Origin of the sequence: Flavobacterium ustbae (assembly GCF_003946915.1) — a bacterium.
In the GTDB taxonomy this organism is placed as follows: domain Bacteria; phylum Bacteroidota; class Bacteroidia; order Flavobacteriales; family Flavobacteriaceae; genus Flavobacterium; species Flavobacterium ustbae.
The window spans coordinates 256,344-275,104 of record NZ_RPOC01000003.1 but is presented as its reverse complement, the minus strand read 5'-3'; the positions used below and the strand labels follow the sequence as shown (position 1 = coordinate 275,104).

Genomic DNA, 18,761 nt, shown 5'->3' with positions numbered 1-18,761 from the left:
TTTCTCTTAAATGAAAAAAATCCGCAAAATCTGCAAAATCTGCGGGAGCAATTATTTTAAGTCTTTCATCAAATTCTAATCAAAAAAAGAAATAAGAAATCACCTCAATCCATTAAAAATAAAAACCTTCACAACATTAAAAATCAAAAAAACTTTGTGCCTTTGTGCCATTGTAGCAAAAAGAAAAATTCTGCCAAAAAAAAGCAGTTTTAACTTTTTTCTAAAGACTTTGTTATCAAATTTGCGCCTGCTATTTATTTAAACTAAATTTGCAGCTCAATACAACAAACTACACAAAAAAAATGATCCATTTCTTTGAAAACCAAAGCAAAACTGTTTTTGCCGTACAAACGCAAAACGAAATTTCAGCTCAAGACATTTCAAAATTAAACTGGCTTTTTGCCGACGCAAACAAGATCGAAAAATCTGCATTGACAGGCTTTTTTGTTGGTCCGCGCGCCACTATGATCACACCTTGGAGTACTAATGCAGTAGAAATCACTCAAAACATGGGTATTGACGGCATTATCAGAATCGAAGAATTTCATCCTGCAACAGAAGATTTTACCGATTTTGACCCAATGCTTTCTCAGAAATTCAACGAATTAGATCAGGAAATTTTCACGATCAACATTCAGCCAGAACCAATTTTGGAAATTGAAGATATTGCGACTTACAACAAAGTTGAAGGTTTAGCTTTAAGCGAAGAAGAAGTTGATTACTTAAATAATCTTTCAACAAAACTGGGAAGAAAACTAACTGACTCTGAAATTTTTGCTTTTTCTCAGGCGAATTCAGAGCACTGCCGTCACAAAATTTTCAACGGAACTTTTGTAATTGATGGCGAAGAAAAAGAGACTTCTCTTTTCAAATTAATCAAAAAAACATCACAGGAAAACCCTAACGATATTGTGTCTGCTTACAAAGACAATGTTGCTTTTGTAAAAGGACCAAAAGTGCAGCAATTTGCACCAAAATCTGCTGACAAACCAGATTTTTATGAAGTAAAAGAATTTGATTCTGTTATTTCATTAAAAGCAGAAACACACAATTTCCCAACAACAGTTGAGCCTTTCAACGGAGCTGCAACAGGATCTGGAGGAGAAATTCGTGACCGTTTAGCTGGTGGACAAGGTTCTTTGCCTTTGGCCGGAACTGCTGTTTACATGACTTCATATTCTCGTTTGAACGATGACAGAAAATGGGAAAATGCGGTTGAAGAAAGAAAATGGTTGTACCAAACGCCAATGGATATTTTAATCAAAGCTTCAAACGGAGCTTCTGATTTCGGAAATAAATTTGGTCAGCCGCTTATTACTGGTTCTGTTTTAACTTTTGAACACGAAGAAGAAAACAGAAAAATTGGTTACGATAAAGTAATCATGCAAGCGGGTGGAATTGGTTACGGAAAAGTAGATCAGTCTATTAAAAACAAACCAAAAGAAGGCGATAAAATCGTTATTTTGGGTGGAGAAAATTATAGAATCGGAATGGGTGGTGCTGCAGTTTCTTCAGCAGATACAGGAGCTTTCGGTTCAGGAATCGAGTTAAATGCAATCCAACGTTCTAACCCGGAAATGCAAAAACGTGCTGCAAACGCAATTCGCGGATTAGTAGAAAGCGACAATAATCCAATTGTTTCTATTCACGATCACGGAGCGGGTGGACACTTAAACTGTCTTTCTGAATTGGTGGAAGAAACGGGAGGTTTAATCGATTTAGATAAATTACCGGTTGGTGACCCAACACTTTCTGCAAAAGAAATTATCGGTAACGAATCTCAGGAAAGAATGGGATTGGTTATTGGCCAGAAAGATATTGATACGTTACAAAGAATTGCCGACAGAGAGCGTTCTCCAATGTACGAAGTTGGAGATGTAACTGGTGATCACCGTTTTACATTCCAATCTAAATCTAACGGTTCGAAACCAATGGATTATGCTTTGGAAGATTTCTTTGGAAGTTCTCCAAAAACAATTATGACAGATAAAACTGTTGACAGAAAATATGCTGACGTTGCTTACAACTCTGCAGATTTCGAATCGTATTTAAAAGACGTTTTACGTTTAGAAGCCGTTGCATCTAAAGACTGGTTAACCAACAAAGTTGACCGTTGTGTTGGCGGAAAAGTGGCGAAACAGCAAAATGCAGGTCCGTTACAATTGCCATTGAATAATGTAGGTGTAATGGCTTTAGATTATTTAGGAAAAGAAGGAATCGCAACTTCTATCGGGCACGCTCCTATCGCGGCTTTGATTGATCCTGCTGCAGGTTCTAGAAATGCTATTGCAGAATCTTTATCAAACTTAGTTTGGGCTCCAATTATCAATGGAATAAAAGGTGTTTCGCTTTCTGCAAACTGGATGTGGGCTTGTAAAAACGAAGGTGAAGATGCTCGTTTATACGAAGCTGTTCAGGCTTGTTCTAATTTTGCTATCGAATTGGGAATCAATATTCCGACAGGAAAAGATTCACTTTCGATGAAACAAAAATATCCAAACGATGAAGTAATTGCGCCAGGAACGGTTATTATTTCTGCTGCTGGAAACTGTACAGATATTAGAAAAGTTGTTGAACCTGTTTTACAAAAAGACGGAGATTCAATCTATTATATCAATTTATCTCAGGATACTTTCAAATTAGGAGGTTCTTCTTTTGCACAAATTAGAAACACAATCGGAAACGAAACTTCTACTATTAAAGATACGGCTTTCTTCAAAAATGCATTTAATACGATTCAGGAATTAATTGTTGAAAACCAAATTTTAGCTGGACACGATATCGGAAGCGGTGGTTTAATCACTACTTTATTAGAAATGTGTTTTGCTGATGTAAATCTGGGAGCTAAAATTGATTTCAGCGCTTTCGCGGAAAAAGATTTATTGAAAATCCTTTTCGCAGAAAACATCGGAATTGTATTCCAGGCAAACTCAAACGAAGCAGTTGAAGCAAGATTAAAAGCTAATGGCATTGAATTCTTCAAAATTGGTTCAGTTCAAAGCACACCAAGTTTGGAATTTGGAATTTATAATTTGGATATTGCGAAGTACAGAGACATTTGGTTCGAAACTTCTTATTTATTAGATCAAAAACAATCTAAAAACGGAACTGCTAAAGCACGTTTTGAGAACTATAAAAATCAGGCTTTAAATTATACTTTCCCAGCTCATTTTACTGGTAAAGCGCCAGTAATTGACGCTTCTAAACCAAGACCAAAAGCGGCTATTATTCGTGAAAAAGGAAGTAATTCTGAGCGTGAAATGGCAAATGCTATGTACTTAGCAGGTTTTGACGTAAAAGACGTTCACATGACTGATTTAATTTCGGGTCGTGAAACTCTTGAAGATATTCAGTTTATCGGTGCAGTTGGAGGATTCTCTAATTCAGACGTTTTAGGTTCTGCTAAAGGTTGGGCTGGAGCTTTCTTATACAACGAAAAAGCAAAAACAGCTTTAGACAATTTCTTTAAAAGAGAAGACACTTTATCTGTCGGAATCTGTAACGGATGCCAGTTGTTTATGGAATTAGAAGTAATTAACCCAGAACACGACGTTCACGGAAAAATGCTGCACAACGACAGTAACAAACACGAAAGTATTTTTACTTCTGTAAAAGTTCAAGAAAATAATTCTGTAATGCTTTCTACTTTGGCAGGAAGTACTTTAGGAGTTTGGGTTTCTCACGGAGAAGGTAAATTTAATTTGCCAATGGGTGAAGAAAACTATAACATTGTTTCTAAATATGCTTATGAAGGATATCCTGCAAACCCTAACGGTTCTCATTATGATGTAGCTATGATGTGTGACAAAACAGGAAGACATTTGGTTACAATGCCTCATATTGAGCGTTCTACTTTCCAATGGAACTGGGCATACTATCCAAAAGACAGAAATGACGAGTACACTCCTTGGCATGAAGCTTTTGTTAATGCCAGAAAATGGCTTGAGAAAAAATAAAAATATTTTATAATTAAAGCGCTTGAATTATCAAGTGCTTTTTTTTTGCCACGAATTGCACGAATTTACACAAATTAATTCATGTCAATTCGTGCAATTCGTGGCAGAAAATATCTCGACGCTATCCCTAAGTCGAGGCATTTTTAACGTTTAAAAGCTGTAGCCACTCCTGTTACAACGCTTGCTGTGCCGAAGGCAAATAAACCAGATGCAATAGCATTTTGTCCAGAGAAAAATTGGCTTTCACGAATTGCATTGCTAAAGAATGTTCCGCCGGCAAGACCAGCTATTAACCCCAAGCCAATTGTTCCTATAATCCACCAAGGCTCTGGGTCTGGCGGTAACGGAGGATTTTTAAAAAAACGTTTCCACCATCCAGGATATTTGGTACCGCACCATCCCATTGCTAAAAAGAAAGCTGTTTCCATTTTATTTTATTTTAAATAATGCCTACTCATCTGCTTTTCGGCTTCCGCATTTTTTTAATAGGATAAAATTAGCAGATGCAATTCACAACCAGCCAATAGAAATTCCTGTTTTTAAACGGGGAAAAAACACCTTTTTTAAATGTAGTTATTAAATCAAAAAAATAACATATAATATTCGATTCCGAAGATTTTTCGTTCTTATTGCTAGTGTAATTAAACTATATTAGCCAACGAAATCAGCCATTAGATTTTTTAAAGCCCAAAAACAAAAACCTACAGAGAATGAAATTTTTAAAACTACTTTTTATCTGCAGTATTTTCTTTACTGCGTTACAATCAAATGCCCAAGTTGAAGTAAATCAGATTAAACACAACTCAAAAGACCGATTTATTACCACCACAATTGGATATCCAGTTTCTGGAACTTTTGCACCGATAGGTCAAAAAGACCCCATTACAGTATTAAATCCAGATGGAACTGGTTATATTCAATCAGAAGATTTAAGCAAACAAAAAATCAATTGGGGAATAGAATGTACAGAAGAAGGCGTTCCTGTTTTTAAAGAAGGTTTCAATAGTGCTTCTTACACATTTTGGTACAGACCAACTGATGGAGAAGAATGGTATTACTCTCAATTTTCTATTCATTTTGCCAAGAAAAAAATGTTTTTAATGGGCGAAAGAGTAAAAATATATGAGGATTATAATGTACAATAGCCATAAAAAAGCTTTTCCAAATTAAATTTTTCTTGATTTTTTAGAAATTTTACAGCAAAAAAGAAAACGTTTTCGTTGATTTTTAATAGTCTATATAATTTTTCCCATTAAATTTTACAAAACTGAAAATCATACCTAAATTTTATTTAATTTGCAATAAAATTCAATATATTAAACATGGTTTCAATCACACGCCTTTTTGATTTTCCCTATTATCAACAAGAAACTTACAACCTTCCAGTTGCTCTCGCAACCAAAAAAAATGGAGCCTGGGAGAAAACATCTAGCCAAGAATATATTGCAAAAGCAAATGCTATTTCTAGAGCATTATTACGCATGGGCGTTCAGAAAGATGATAAAATAGCTTTAATTACTTCCAACAATAGAACGGAGTGGAATATAATGGATATTGGTATTTTGCAGACTGGTGCTCAAAATGTCCCTATTTATCCAACAATTGCAGAAGAAGACTACGAATATATTTTAAATCATAGTGGCAGTATTTACTGTTTTGTTTCTGATACAGAAGTATTAAAGAAAGTAAATGCTATTAAAGCAAATGTTCCAACTTTAAAAGAAGTGTATTCATTTGACGAAATTGATGGATGCAAACATTGGACAGATTTACTTTTGGCTGGTGAGGACGAAAGTAACCAAAACGAAGTAGAAGCTAGAAAAGACAGTATTCAGACCGACGATCTGGCAACTATTATTTATACCTCAGGAACAACAGGAAGACCAAAAGGTGTAATGCTTTCTCATAAAAATATAGTTTCAAACGTACTAGACAGCGCGCCAAGAATTCCGTTTGATCCAGGAAAAAGTACAGCTTTGAGTTTCTTACCAATCTGCCATATTTTTGAGAGAATGATTTTGTACATCTATCAATATTATGGTGTTTCGGTATATTTTGGAGAATCAATAGAAAAAATCAGCGATAACTTAAAAGAAGTTCGTCCAACAGTTATTACTGCTGTACCGAGACTTTTAGAGAAGGTTTACGATAAAATTTATGCAAAAGGTGCTGACTTAACCGGAATCAAGAAAAAACTATTTTTCTGGGCAATTGATTTAGGTTTAAGATATGAACCATACGGGGCCAACGGTGCTTGGTATGAATTTCAATTAAAAATTGCCCGCAAACTAATTTTCAGCAAATGGAAAGAAGGTTTGGGCGGAAATTTAGATTTAATGGTTTCTGGAAGTGCTGCATTACAGCCACGTTTAACGAGAGTTTTTGCTGCCGCAGAAATTCCAGTAATGGAAGGTTACGGACTCTCTGAAACTTCACCCGTAATTGCAGTAAATGACCAGAGAAATAAAGGATTTAAGATTGGAACTGTCGGAAAAGTGATTCGCAACGTTGAAGTTAAAATTGCCCAAGATGGAGAAATCTTATGTAAAGGGCCAAATGTAATGTTGGGCTATTATAAAGATCCAGAGAAAACAGCAGAAGCGCTAATTGATGGTTATTTTCATACGGGAGATATTGGAGAAATTGACAGCGAAGGCTTCTTGAAGATTACCGATCGTAAAAAAGAAATGTTCAAAACTTCTGGTGGTAAATATATCGCACCTCAATTGATCGAAAATGCAATGAAACAATCTCGTTTTATTGAGCAGATTATGGTTATTGGGGAGGGCGAAAAAATGCCAAGTGCTTTTATTCAGCCAAACTTTGAATTTGTAAAAGAATGGGCTAAAATTCACAAAATTAGTTTAGGAAATTCCACAGCCGAAATCGCTTCCAATCCGCAAGTAATTAAACGTATTGATGCTGAAGTTGAAGAAATCAATAAAAAATTTGGACATTGGGAACAAATCAAACGTTTTGAATTAACTCCAGACGTTTGGTCTATAGATGGTGGACAACTTACTCCTACTCTAAAATTAAAACGTAAAATCATTAAAGAAATCTATAAAGATCTTTACGGAAAAATCTACGGAAACAATTAATCAAAATAATATAACCAAAAGTAAAACGGCTGTCTGAGAAGACGGCCGTTTTTTTGTTTATAAAAGAATGCTTTTATAAAAAAGTTTTGAATTATAAATAATCTAAAAGTCTTTCTATTAAAACTTGTCTTATTTTGATATAAATAAAACTTTTAGTGTCTATGTAAAAGCAATGGTTTTCTTTAAATTCATAAAAGTAAGAAATTACTACTTTTATTTAAGATTAACCAATTTAAAACTAGACCTCATGTCCAAATTTTCAGAGCAGGTTCATATTTCGATTAGTTCCTTCGAAAAAAATATTATTTATTATGATTTGAAGCTTTCGCAACAAATGGCCGACCACCATTATTTTTCTTTTGTATGGCAGTACACCGGCAAGGCAGTTATAGAACCTGAAGACCAAGAAAAAGCAATCAGTAAATATAATGGCAGTGAAGTGATTTTTACTTTTAAAGTCAATGGAATCAAACTGATGTGCAAAGGAATTATCAACGGTTTAGAATCTATAGATCTTCACGGGAGTCCAGCAGGGCTTCATGTTTATGGAATAAGCCATACGGTACTTCTGGATGATCTGAAGAAATCTAGAATATTTATGAATAAAAACCTGCAACAAATCGCTCTTGAAATCTTTGCCGAAACAAGTTCTGGAGAATTTTATCAGCGTGATGCTATTGTACCAACTCATACCAAAGTATTCAGTAATAAAGCTCAGTATAATGAAACAAGCTTTAATTTTATGAAAAGGCTTTCTGCACGGTACGGACAATGGTACTATTTTGACGGAATGAGAATGCAGTTTGGCCAAACTAAAGCTAGTAAGGTAAAGCTCATTAACGGATCTTCACTACATCAGTTTAGAATAAAAACCAAGCTTGCCTCCCATTTGGCATCATTGGGAAGTTATGATTATAACACTGCTAAAAGTATTAAAAACAGTGCTGAAAAATCATCATCTGCCAACAGAGACAGATTTTCGGTCTCTGCAGTGTTTAATCAGGGGTCTATAACTCGAAGAGATTTAAGCATAGGCGCTTATACCAATAACGCCAACAATAAAGAAGAAATTGATGAAATGATCAGGCTAGAGACAGCTTCTCGGGATGCCAATAGCGTTTTTTACGGCGGAATTTCATATTATCCCATCGGTGTGGGACAGGTTTTTACGATTCAGAACAAAACCGTCGAACACGAGCTGATAGCTATAGAAGTTCACCACTATTCTGAGGTAAACGGCAATTATAGTTGTGAGTTTAAAGCAATTCCTGCAGAGGTCGCTGTTCCGCATTATACTGATGCAGGAATATTTGCTTCTGCTGATAGTCAGCCTGCCAGAGTAGTAGATAACAACGATCCAGAAAAAATGGGACGCATAAAAGTTGAATATTACTGGGGTCACAGATACAATGAAAGCGACTGGATGAGAATGATACAGCCCCACTCAGGTAGAGGAAAAGGATTTTATTTTATTCCTGAAATCGGCGAAGAAGTTTTGGTAGGTTTTGAAGGTGGTAACTTTGAATGTCCTTATGTAATGGGAACACATTATAATGGTGCTGCTACTTCTGGTTACGAAACTCCGCAAAATGACTTAAAAGTAATACAAACCCGTAGCGGCAATCGAATTATTTCTAATGATGAAACAGGAGATGTGACTATTGAAAGCCAGAAAGGACAAACCATAGCGGTAATTCACGGTGACGGAAACATCAAATTTAAAGCGCCAAAAAATATAGAGTTTGAGGCTGGAGAAGATTTTATTGTAAATGCAGGCAGAAATATTAGCACAAGCGCGGGGCAGAATATTTCTGAAAGTGCTCTTACTAATAAATCGACTAATGTTGGAGGCATTCTACATACAAATGTTGGAGGAGATAATCTACTTAAAGTCTTTGGCGATTGTCATGAAGATATTGAAGGCAACCTAAATTCAGATATTAAAAAGGATAAAAATTATATCGTTGCTGGAAAAAGTATTGTTCAAAGTGAAAATGGACATGAATTTCATTCGGATAAAACTATCAAGAACAATAGTTCCGAAGATACAAGACAAAATTAAATTGACAGCATATAACAAACTCAAGAAATGACCAAAACAAGACGTGTTGGCGGTAATGCAACTTATATTACCAGAGGAGTTTCGAAAGAATTTGCCAATGAAATCGAAATAAACTCAAACGGGCGCATTGAGTATAATGCCCCTGAATATAGCTATGGAGAACCTGAGGCTAGACCAATTAGTGAAGAACCACAAAAAGCTTTCTCAGGCTGGTGGAGTCCAGACTATGAAGGAATAAGGAATATGCCAGAGCAGGATTCTAACTGGCCAAAAGCCTATTTAGAAGAGACCGTTTATTTTCAGTTGAACGTAAGTGAGAGTATTCCAGTTGGTACAAGCATAACATTTCAGCTTTGGGACAAGGACAACCCTTTTAATGACCTCACCATATTTGATGATGCAAAATTGGACGGAAAAAGGGTTTACAAAACCGCTATGGTGAGAAATGTAAACGGACAGCACAGAATAACAATAGAACTATATTTGAACCCAAAATGGGATATTGATATTAAAAAAGATGAAAAATTAAGCGTAAATAGCTGTCTTGAATTTTATTGGACTTGGAAATACCATAATACTTACTGGAAATCTAAAAATAATATACTTGATGTATATCGTTCTAAAACAACTTTGTTTATAAAGCCGGCTATAAGCGACAAAAGATACGGACTGCCAGAAATCTATGCAAACAATGGTTCTATTATCGTCTACGCCATTGACAAACTTTCTGATGGTACAATTAAAAAGTTTTCGACCATTAGACTTCGAACCATAACCACTTTTAAATTTCAGGCAGACATAAATAAATTTAAAAGAGAAATTTATAATGAAGCGATCAACCTTGAAACCAATAAATTGGAATCTGCAAATTATGAAGTAGAAGAAATGACTAGTTTTTTTTATACTAGAAAAAATGCCTCTCAGATTTACATTGATGAAAATATAATTGAAGTGCCAATTGAAGCGAGAGGAAAACTAGCTGTGAAGAATTTTGGAACTAAAGTTATAAAATTTGCTAAAGAAGCCGCTAAAGTCTATGAGCAGATTGAGATATTGAAAGAAATGAAGGAAATGATTCCGGAACTAAGCAGCAACGAAAAATTTAATATGCCTTCGTTATCTACTTTTGTTGGGTTTGTGCCTCAATTGGCTGTATTTGCTTTCGGTGTAGAAGTGATAGGCTGGATGGTAAAAGGTTCGCTTAAAGAATCGAATGATATTGTTGACGAAAGTATGTGGGCAGATTGGCAAAACGCAAAAGCTAAGGGATTAAAGAATGCACAAAATTTTATTAGTAGTTATTGGGCAATAGATAAAGAGTTTAGATTTATTTATGTAAGCAAAGAAATGCTGGACAATCTTTTAAAAGGAAAATTTAAAACAAAAGATGAATTTATAAAATTAAATAATATGGATCAAACTGATAAAAGTTATGTAGTTGCTACTCACAATATGTACGATGAATCTACGAAGAAAATATTTACAATAGTAGACAGCATTTTTATTAATGTTTAAAGAGATTTTGTTATTTATTTTGTTCCCACAAAGTTAAAAAAAAAAAAAAAAAAAAAAAATAGAAGTATCCAATGAAAAAAAAAATTTTTTTAATCGCTATATTATCTCTAGTATTTATATATGTAGCCTATTCTTATTTTCAAAATTCTATTACTGTTTTTAATGATAGAGAATATAATCATGATTGCAAGAAAATGCCTTTTGGCGACAGTTTAATGATTTATATACCTTATAAAATAATAATTTCAAACAATACACTTAGATTAATTAATATAGAGAGAATAGATGATGAAAATTATGCCAGAAACTCACCTATTTATAGAAATTTGATTTTTAATAAAGATGGATTTGAAATTACAAATAATTTTGAAAGAGATTCTGAAATTAATTATCTAAGATATAAATATAGAAAAACAATTTTTCCATTTACAAAACGGACTTTCTATTATTTTAAAGGCGTGCCTATTAAATACAAAATCGGAAATAAAGATTTTGATTTGATTCAAAAACAATTGAGTGATTTGAAGATAACTTATGATATCAAAATTAGTAAAAAATATATAGACAGCCTCTATGAGGTCAATAATAAAAAAAGATTTAATGTGAATTTTGAAAATTCAGCATATCGATTTATGCCAGAATATATAATGGCTAAACTTAATGATAAAAAACAAAAACATGTAAAAGTTATTGATTCATTGAAATGTTTAAATAAGCAGGAACAAGTAGAATATTTACTTAAAGCTGGAAGAACTAATATTAAAGTTTTATTAAATGATTTTTAAATAAGCATATGACTAGTTCGAGCGTCACGTTCGTACACACAATCAAATTGAGTAGAACTTACCATATTGAAACACTCACAGTGGCGAGATCATATCAAGATTTTGTACAAAGTGATTGGGCGATTAAAAATAACTTTAGAAGTTTGAAATTAAATAAGGAAATGTTAGAAAAATTATTGAAAGGTGAAATTAAAAATCTGGAAGAACTAAAAAAGCTAAGAGATAATCTTATATCTAAAAATTATAATGAATATCAATCAACACTTAACTACACAGCTTTTTACACAACAATCTATAATAAAGAAATAGAAGACGATTATGCTTTTATCGATTCTATTTTTGTAAACCAGTAAATAAATGAAAAAACATCACTTATTAAATTACATGATAACATGCTTATCACTAGCGTCTTGTGACAATATTGAACCTCTTAAAATTAAACAAATAAGTTCAAAGGAAATTGTAACATTTTTTGTAAACACAGAAAATGGTTTAGATAAAAAAGATAGTATATCAATTATTATACCTACTGAATTTGAATTAAAGTTAAATACATCAAAAGTTAGGGTGCTAGATTTAAATTACATTTTAAATAAAAGACGATTAATGGATGATTTTTTTGAGTATCAAGTTTACAATAAAAAGAACAGACAAAAACCTATTTATTCTTTAAAACCATATTTGAATGATAATCCTCTAAATATTATTATAAAGGAAAGAAATCATTTAATATCAAAAGATGATGCCAATGGTTTATTAAAAAAATATAATATTAAAAAGTCTGTCAATAATTTAAAGATAGGTGATACAATTAAATTGATACCCTTTGATCAATTACTAAAGGAAAATAAAAAAATACTTGATGAATTAAATAAGATTAATGATTCCATTTTTTTTAGAGTCACTTTAAAAGGAGGAGAAGTTTTGATAGTGAAACAGAAAATTAATTGGTAGATTATGAAGAAGTACCAGAAAATTTTAGTTATTATTCTAAGCTGTTTTTTACTTGTTATAGTTTGGTATCATTTAAAAACTCCTATAACTATTGAACAAGAAAGAGCAAGAGAGGTTCCTGTAAAATTCCATTTGGATAGAAATGATAAAGGCAAAAGATTAATTAATGTATACATACCTTATAAAATAACGATCTATAATAATAAATTGAATGAAATAACAATAACTTTTTTTAGTGATGGGGGCTGGGGTTTTGGAAATAATTTAATATATAACACTCAGGGAATGGAACTTAATGATTACAGACAGGTTCACTATGCCGAAAAATTTTGCGATACATATCTTAAATATCGAAGAACAATTTTTCCATTTTTTAGTAGAACCTTTTACTATTATAAAAAACATGTCTTTTTTGAAGATAGCTTAAAATACAATTTCCGAGAATTTGAATATGCTGAGTATTCTAAACAGCTAGAACTTTTGTCAAATGACCTTAAAATTCCAATTAAAAAATCAATAATTGATAGCTTGTATAAGTCTGATAAGAAAAAGAGACTTAATATCCACTTTGATGACTATAAACATCATGTTATTCCAATATTTATAGAATCTAGAATAGATACAAAAGAGCAAAGACTTGTAGATATATGTGATAGTATAAAATCGATGAATAAAGAGGAGTCAGTTATATATTTAAAAAAATATTTGATGACTAAACAAGAGTTTTTCTAATATAAATATGCCGACTAGCAAAATTCGAAGCTAGAAAATTAAAATATGCTTAAAATTTATTCAGAGACCTTGGTGTCCCTCTTACAAACACAGTCAAAATTAATCTCAAAAATCTGTATGTAAGTGAAATAGAATTTAAAAAATTTAATCAAATAACTATTAAGCAAGATCTAATAAAAAGATTTTGCAAATAATCACAAACTAAAAAATATGAAACTTATAATAATACTTATGCTATTAACACAGCAGTTCGTTTTCTCTCAACAAAAAAACAATGATTACCTACGTCTAGATAGTGATCTTTTTCAAGTTAAACTTAATTCAGTAAATTATAAATTTTCTGTTATAGCTAGTAAATATAAAAACCGTTTTGATCTCGCTCGAGATACAATCTTGAAAGAAGGAAATTATATAATTAAATACGATGATTTTTACACAAAATTCTCAGTTAATAAAGCAGGCAAAGTTGACGGAAAACTTGATAAAAAGTTTAAAAGTCAGGGAAAAGTATTTACAACTAAGCACCTAGTTAAAGATGGGTATATTTATAAAGCCACTACATATGACGGTACAGATAACTTAGTTAATGACAGTGATGTTTATTATTGTGAAGATATTATTGAAATAGTGATGATTTCAGCGAATGGCGAGAAAAAAATTACGATTGAAACCCCTGATAAAACTGAGATTAGAAAATATGACCAGAACGGTAATTTTTTAGATGAAGAAATATGGAATAAAGCAGGAATAGGTGGTTCTGACAAATAAAAAAGGATTTATAAAGAATCTTAAATCCGATCGCGCGGATTGCAATCCCGTAACGATAAGCAAACATTAAAAGCAAAAAATCGAAGCCAATCTTTGTGGGCACGGATTGCAAATCCGCGCGATCGAAAACAATTAAATCCGTGCCTACATCAATAAGAAATATTCAGCGCAAGAACAAGAATCAATCTTTGTGGGCACGGATTACAAATCCGCGATAATTAGACATTCATTTTCAGCATAAAAAACAGGTATTTCTACTTTAACCGCCAAACCAACAATCCCGTATTTTTAAGTTTTCTTTCAACTAAACCGAAAACTTATGCCTTGGACAGTTCTCGAACAATTATGGAAACGTGCTGTAAATCCTGAACATACAAATTCAGGCGATTCAAATTGGGACAATGAAGTTAAAACATTGTATAAGCTCGGTATTGGCATGGAAGATACTTTGTTGTTTTTATATGCTGAAAAGCCCGATTTTGAAAATTTTAAAAATTGGATAAACGGCAGAAAACGAGATACCGTTTACGAAGTCCAAGATTTAACCGAAAATGTATTGTCTGAACAAGATCTTGAATTCTGGAATGAAAACGGTTACATTGTAGTTAAAAATGCGATTTCTAAAGAAGATTGTGAAGCCACACAAAAGGCAATTTGGGAATATTTAAAAATGGATCCGAATAAAAAAGAAAGCTGGTACAAACGTCATGAAGACCAAAAAGGACTAATGCTTAATTTTTCGGATCATGAAACTTTAAATCGCAACCGCTTTTCGCCAAGAGTAAAAAAGGCTTACGAACAGCTTTATAAAACCGACAAAATCTACAAAACAATTGACAAAGTAAGTTTTAATCCGCCAGAAACAGAGCATTTCAAATTTCTTGGAAGTCCGCTTCACTGGGACATGAGTTTAAAAAAACCGCTGACTTTCGCTCTTCAAGGAATGCTTTATTTAACGGACTGCGGACCAGAAGATGGTGCTTTTCACTGTGTTGCGGGTTTTCATAATCAAATTAATCAGTGGTTAGATGAACTTGAGTCTGATGAAAATCCAAGAAACAAAGCCCTGCAAACTCTACAGTCAAAACCAATTATTGGTAATGCTGGCGATTTTATCATCTGGCACAACGCGCTTCCGCACTGCGCAACACCGAACAAAGGAGGAAAACCCCGAATGGTTCAATACCTGACTTATCTGCCCGATGATTACAATGCTGCAGGAGAATGGATTTAATATAAACAAGAAAACTGCAAACATAAATGTCTGCAGTTTTCTTCAGTTACCAATTATGCTTTTGATAACTTGAAAACAAATTAAATTCTAATTTTTAAGGCACCAATGCAAAATCTTGGCGATGTTTTTGGCATCGTCAATGCCTCTGTGGTGTGTTCCTTCTAAAGGAATCTTCAATAGCGCTAAAGCTCCATTCATTCCCATTGGTTTTACTAAACCAAATTTTTCTGCAAACATCGTTTTAACATTGATATGTTCATCTCCCATTGGATAAACAACTCCGAATGATTTACATTGTTTTTTAAGCATATTCAAGTCGTACTGACCGTAACTTGCCCAAGTGTACAAATCGGGATTGTATTCATCAACCAGCTGATTAATGGCTTCTTCAAAACTCACTCCATTTTCATCTAGTAAATCTTGGGTAATCGTGGTCAGTTTTGTACAAAACGGACTCACTGTGGAACGTTGCGGTTTGATTAGCAATCCTTTGTTTTTCGAAATTTCTCCAGTTTGAGTATCCAAAACTGCAAGACCAATTTCAATAATTTCATTTTCTTGCCCTTGCGGAACCGCACCTTGCCAACATGTGGCTTCAAAATCGATAATAATAATTTTATCTGTAGTTTTCATTTTTTTAAATTTTAGATTAAAACCATCAGCGTTTCCGTTGATGGTTTTCCTTATTTTACGAAGATTTCCTTCAATTGACCAATTACGTTTCCGCCTCCAGAAATTGTGATTTCCCCAATTTTATCCGCAATTTTTTCGACGTACTCCATCTCTTTCAATTTCCACAACATTTCGTTTTCTTCCATTAGCTTTGCTGTGTTAAGTAAACTTCTTGTTGCAGCGGTTTCTTCTCTTCTCATAATACTGTTTGCCTGCGCTTTTTTCTCGGCAACCAAAACCTGATTCATGATTTCTTTCATATCACCTGGCAAGATTACATCTCTAATTCCTGCATCAAAAATCACTAAACCTAAATCTTGGATTTTAGTTTTTGCTTCTTCCAAAATAGCATCGGCAATAGCATCTTTCTTTGACAATAATTCGTCTAAAGTCAATGCGCCCACAAAAGCTCTCAAAGCCAATTGCATTGCAACATACAATTGTTTTTCAAAGTCTTTGTTTTCGATCAAAGCTTTCATAATATCAACAACTTGATATCTCACAAAAAAGTTGATTCTTAATCCTGCTTTATCTTTTGTCAACAATTCTTGTCCAGAAATCTCAACTTGCTGTTGTCTCATATCGATTGTTTTGACTTCGATTGTAATCGCGTTATTCCAAAAATAATGGGTTCCAGATTTTAATTCTTTAACGAAATTCCCATTCACAAATAACAACGCTTTGTCATTACTTGACACAATGAATTTTCTTGTAAAATACCTCATCTTAGCATTTTCTAATAAGTTCACTGATATATTTTCAGTGATTTCAATCTTAGACAAATCTGCTTTAATGAATTCATTTTTTACAATTCCTTTCCAAAAAGCATACTTTCCTGGCAATAGAATTTCTTTGAAATTTCCTTTTACAAATTGTAATACAATTTCGTTATCGGCCACTTCAACCACTTCTAAAAGTGAAGCCAATATTTCATTTTGCAATAAAATATCTAATTCAAAAGGAGGCTGAAAAGATCCGTTTAAATCGTAAATCATAACATTTTTATCCCCAAAAATCCAGTGTAAACCTTCTTCTAATATTTTTAATAATTTTCTGTTTTCGAACACCAAGCCCACTTGGTAATTCTCGATTTTAATTCTTTTTATCATGGTTATATTTTTTTAACTTCTTGTTTATTTGTTTTATGTTTAAAGTTCTAAACCTGTAACTTCTCTTTATTCTATTCTCTTTATTCTATTCTCTTTATTCTATTCTCTTTCTAAATAAAAAAACCTCTTTGCCTTTCTCCTCTAAGAAAAACGGACGAATAGTTTGTTCTTTGTCTGTCTGAATTGTTTCTGATTCTATTTTATTGAAAGATTCCGCAGATTCGCTTAATAATCAAATCAAAAAGAAAACAACTTTTCAAAATACATTTCGATTCGCGCTGGCTTTATCAGAGTGTGAATTTCGAATTCTAAAAATTCTAATTTCACTGACAAAGACAAATCAGTTTTTTTTCTAATGGTCATCTTTTTAAGAGTGATGGTCTCTGGAAATACAGGTTTTTGAGGCCCGTTGACTTACCACTTCGTCCAATCAACCTAAGTTGATGCAGGATTCGAACCTGCAAATTTCTATTGCTCTAACCAGACTGAGCTATCGCATTACTGCGAATGGGACTCGAACCCATGACACATAGAGTGTGCGATAGTTTTTTGGAAAACCATCAAAACCTCCAAATCAAGTTGCATAGAAAAACATAATTCGCTTTCGCGGAAAGTTCCCTACAATGGTGCTATACAGAAACACGCAACTGGACTTGTTTGATATTTTTAATCAAAGCCAAAACTTTGATGTTTTTCATTTTATAAAAGAACTTATTTATTTCTTGAGCAAATATTCAAATCGTACTGCGCAATGATTTTGCGTAGTATAAAATTTCTAATTAAACTTTATCTGAATGTATATTGGAAGAGAATCCTGCCAGTCTAATTTCCTGGCAGTTTTCTTATTTCACGAAGATTATACTTCAATGGATCAATTCGCGCTAGCCGCTTGACAAAGCCATTATTTTTCTAGAAAACATATTTCTAAAACTTGCGAAAAGATTTTCATGCTTAGCTTTTTTGGCTGATTTTTTCTTTTTTTCAGAGCTGTTTTCTAAACTTTCTTTCTTCGCTTTAGCAGTTTTTTTAGCTTTAGCTTCTTCGATGCTTTCCAACTGCTTGATTTCTTCACTTCTAAATTTCTTAAAAGGACGCGGTTGAAAATCAACCAAAATTGCAGCCATGTTTATAGCATCTATGTTTGTCAAATCTGTCTCACCCTTAAAGAATGTTTCGATAGGTCTGAATTTATCTTTCTTCTCCTTGAACTTATTCTTCTTGGTTGGCTCAAAATCCATAGAAAAGAAGTTTCTAAAAACATTCAAGTCATCTGGAGTTGCGCCATCTTCGAAAATCATCCAACAGAAATCACGTAGTTTTCCACGAGAGGGTTTGTACAAGTAATCGAAGTGTTGTCCTTCTTTAGCTATTTCGTATTTCTTTTTAATCTCTTTTTTATACTGTTTTAATGTGTTGTTGTGCATGGTTATTTATTTTTAGTTGGTTATTGGAATCTCAGGAAAACTTAGTAATTCAGGGAATCCAATAACTTCAAAGGTTTGCATGCACCTCTACAGTATCAGAGTAACATCATGCAATTGACATTACTTTTTCCCAAAAAATTACCAATACTCCATAGTTTCATAAGCTTCGACTCTATTTCTCCAGCAGGAGAAAAAGAACTTTTACTAAATCGACCTCTATCTGTTTGATCAAAATGATGATCTGTCTTAATGGCTATTTTTTGATTCATTATTTATTTTTTACTTTTTAAAAATCTTTTGTGTCTTAGCGCCTTATTGGCAAATGAGCATAAAAAAAGCACCCAATTAAAGGTGCTCATCAAAGTTATAAGATAACATTCGTATCCTACTGCTCATAATGATGCACTTGTATTCTAATACCTCCAAAGGCCGACCCTGGCAATACTAAT

The 18,761-nt window shown here is 33.0% G+C and carries 15 protein-coding genes; 11 read left to right on the top strand and 4 right to left on the bottom strand.

Annotation, left to right across the window (positions count from 1 at the left end; all coding sequences use genetic code 11):
- Nucleotides 1–302: 302 nt before the first annotated feature.
- Nucleotides 303–3,956: a phosphoribosylformylglycinamidine synthase gene (gene purL, locus EG814_RS06860; RefSeq protein WP_125720247.1), complete on the top strand. Its 3,654-nt coding sequence runs from the start codon at nt 303–305 to the stop codon at nt 3,954–3,956.
- Nucleotides 3,957–4,099: 143 nt separating this feature from the next.
- On the opposite strand, the gene EG814_RS06855 is transcribed toward purL, so the two are convergent.
- On the bottom strand, nt 4,100–4,384 hold the full coding sequence (locus EG814_RS06855) for a hypothetical protein (RefSeq protein WP_125720245.1): 285 nt from the start codon (nt 4,382–4,384) through the stop codon (nt 4,100–4,102).
- A gap of 282 nt (nt 4,385–4,666) precedes the next feature.
- Between EG814_RS06855 and EG814_RS06850 the strand changes: the two genes are divergently transcribed.
- From EG814_RS06850 to EG814_RS06805, 10 genes are all read left to right on the top strand, one after another.
- A complete protein-coding gene (locus tag EG814_RS06850; protein ID WP_125720243.1) occupies nt 4,667–5,101 on the top strand; it encodes a hypothetical protein in 435 nt (144 codons plus the stop codon).
- Nucleotides 5,102–5,278: 177 nt separating this feature from the next.
- A complete protein-coding gene (locus EG814_RS06845; protein WP_125720241.1) occupies nt 5,279–7,057 on the top strand; it encodes an AMP-dependent synthetase/ligase in 1,779 nt (592 codons plus the stop codon).
- 247 nt (nt 7,058–7,304) lie between these two features.
- The gene (locus EG814_RS06840; RefSeq protein ID WP_125720239.1) at nt 7,305–9,119 is read left to right on the top strand and encodes a type VI secretion system Vgr family protein; all 1,815 of its coding nucleotides are present in this window, start codon (nt 7,305–7,307) and stop codon (nt 9,117–9,119) included.
- 27 nt (nt 9,120–9,146) lie between these two features.
- Entirely contained in the window at nt 9,147–10,634 is a 1,488-nt protein-coding gene (locus EG814_RS06835; RefSeq protein WP_125720237.1) for a hypothetical protein, read from the top strand.
- A gap of 71 nt (nt 10,635–10,705) precedes the next feature.
- A complete protein-coding gene (locus EG814_RS06830; protein WP_125720235.1) occupies nt 10,706–11,419 on the top strand; it encodes a hypothetical protein in 714 nt (237 codons plus the stop codon).
- A 47-nt stretch (nt 11,420–11,466) separates the two neighbouring features.
- Nucleotides 11,467–11,772 carry a hypothetical protein gene (locus tag EG814_RS06825; protein ID WP_164515284.1) on the top strand — a complete coding sequence of 102 codons (306 nt, stop codon included), beginning with the start codon at nt 11,467–11,469 and terminating at the stop codon, nt 11,770–11,772.
- Nucleotides 11,773–11,776: 4 nt separating this feature from the next.
- Nucleotides 11,777–12,373 carry a hypothetical protein gene (locus tag EG814_RS06820; protein ID WP_125720231.1) on the top strand — a complete coding sequence of 199 codons (597 nt, stop codon included), beginning with the start codon at nt 11,777–11,779 and terminating at the stop codon, nt 12,371–12,373.
- Between the two features lie 3 nt (nt 12,374–12,376).
- Nucleotides 12,377–13,105 carry a hypothetical protein gene (locus tag EG814_RS06815; RefSeq protein ID WP_125720229.1) on the top strand — a complete coding sequence of 243 codons (729 nt, stop codon included), beginning with the start codon at nt 12,377–12,379 and terminating at the stop codon, nt 13,103–13,105.
- 210 nt (nt 13,106–13,315) lie between these two features.
- The gene (locus tag EG814_RS06810; RefSeq protein WP_125720227.1) at nt 13,316–13,873 is read left to right on the top strand and encodes a hypothetical protein; all 558 of its coding nucleotides are present in this window, start codon (nt 13,316–13,318) and stop codon (nt 13,871–13,873) included.
- 319 nt (nt 13,874–14,192) lie between these two features.
- A complete protein-coding gene (locus EG814_RS06805) occupies nt 14,193–15,107 on the top strand; it encodes a phytanoyl-CoA dioxygenase family protein (RefSeq protein ID WP_125720225.1) in 915 nt (304 codons plus the stop codon).
- A gap of 87 nt (nt 15,108–15,194) precedes the next feature.
- Here the strand turns inward: EG814_RS06805 and EG814_RS06800 are convergent, their stop codons facing one another.
- The 3 genes from EG814_RS06800 to EG814_RS06790 form a co-directional block, all read right to left on the bottom strand.
- Nucleotides 15,195–15,740, bottom strand: a complete 546-nt coding sequence (locus EG814_RS06800; protein ID WP_125720223.1) for a 3'-5' exonuclease — start codon at nt 15,738–15,740, stop codon at nt 15,195–15,197.
- A gap of 50 nt (nt 15,741–15,790) precedes the next feature.
- A complete protein-coding gene (locus EG814_RS06795; protein ID WP_125720221.1) occupies nt 15,791–16,888 on the bottom strand; it encodes a slipin family protein in 1,098 nt (365 codons plus the stop codon).
- An 881-nt stretch (nt 16,889–17,769) separates the two neighbouring features.
- Nucleotides 17,770–18,312 (bottom strand): hypothetical protein, encoded by a 543-nt coding sequence (locus EG814_RS06790; protein ID WP_125720219.1) that lies wholly within the window; start codon nt 18,310–18,312, stop codon nt 17,770–17,772.
- Nucleotides 18,313–18,761 lie beyond the last annotated feature (449 nt).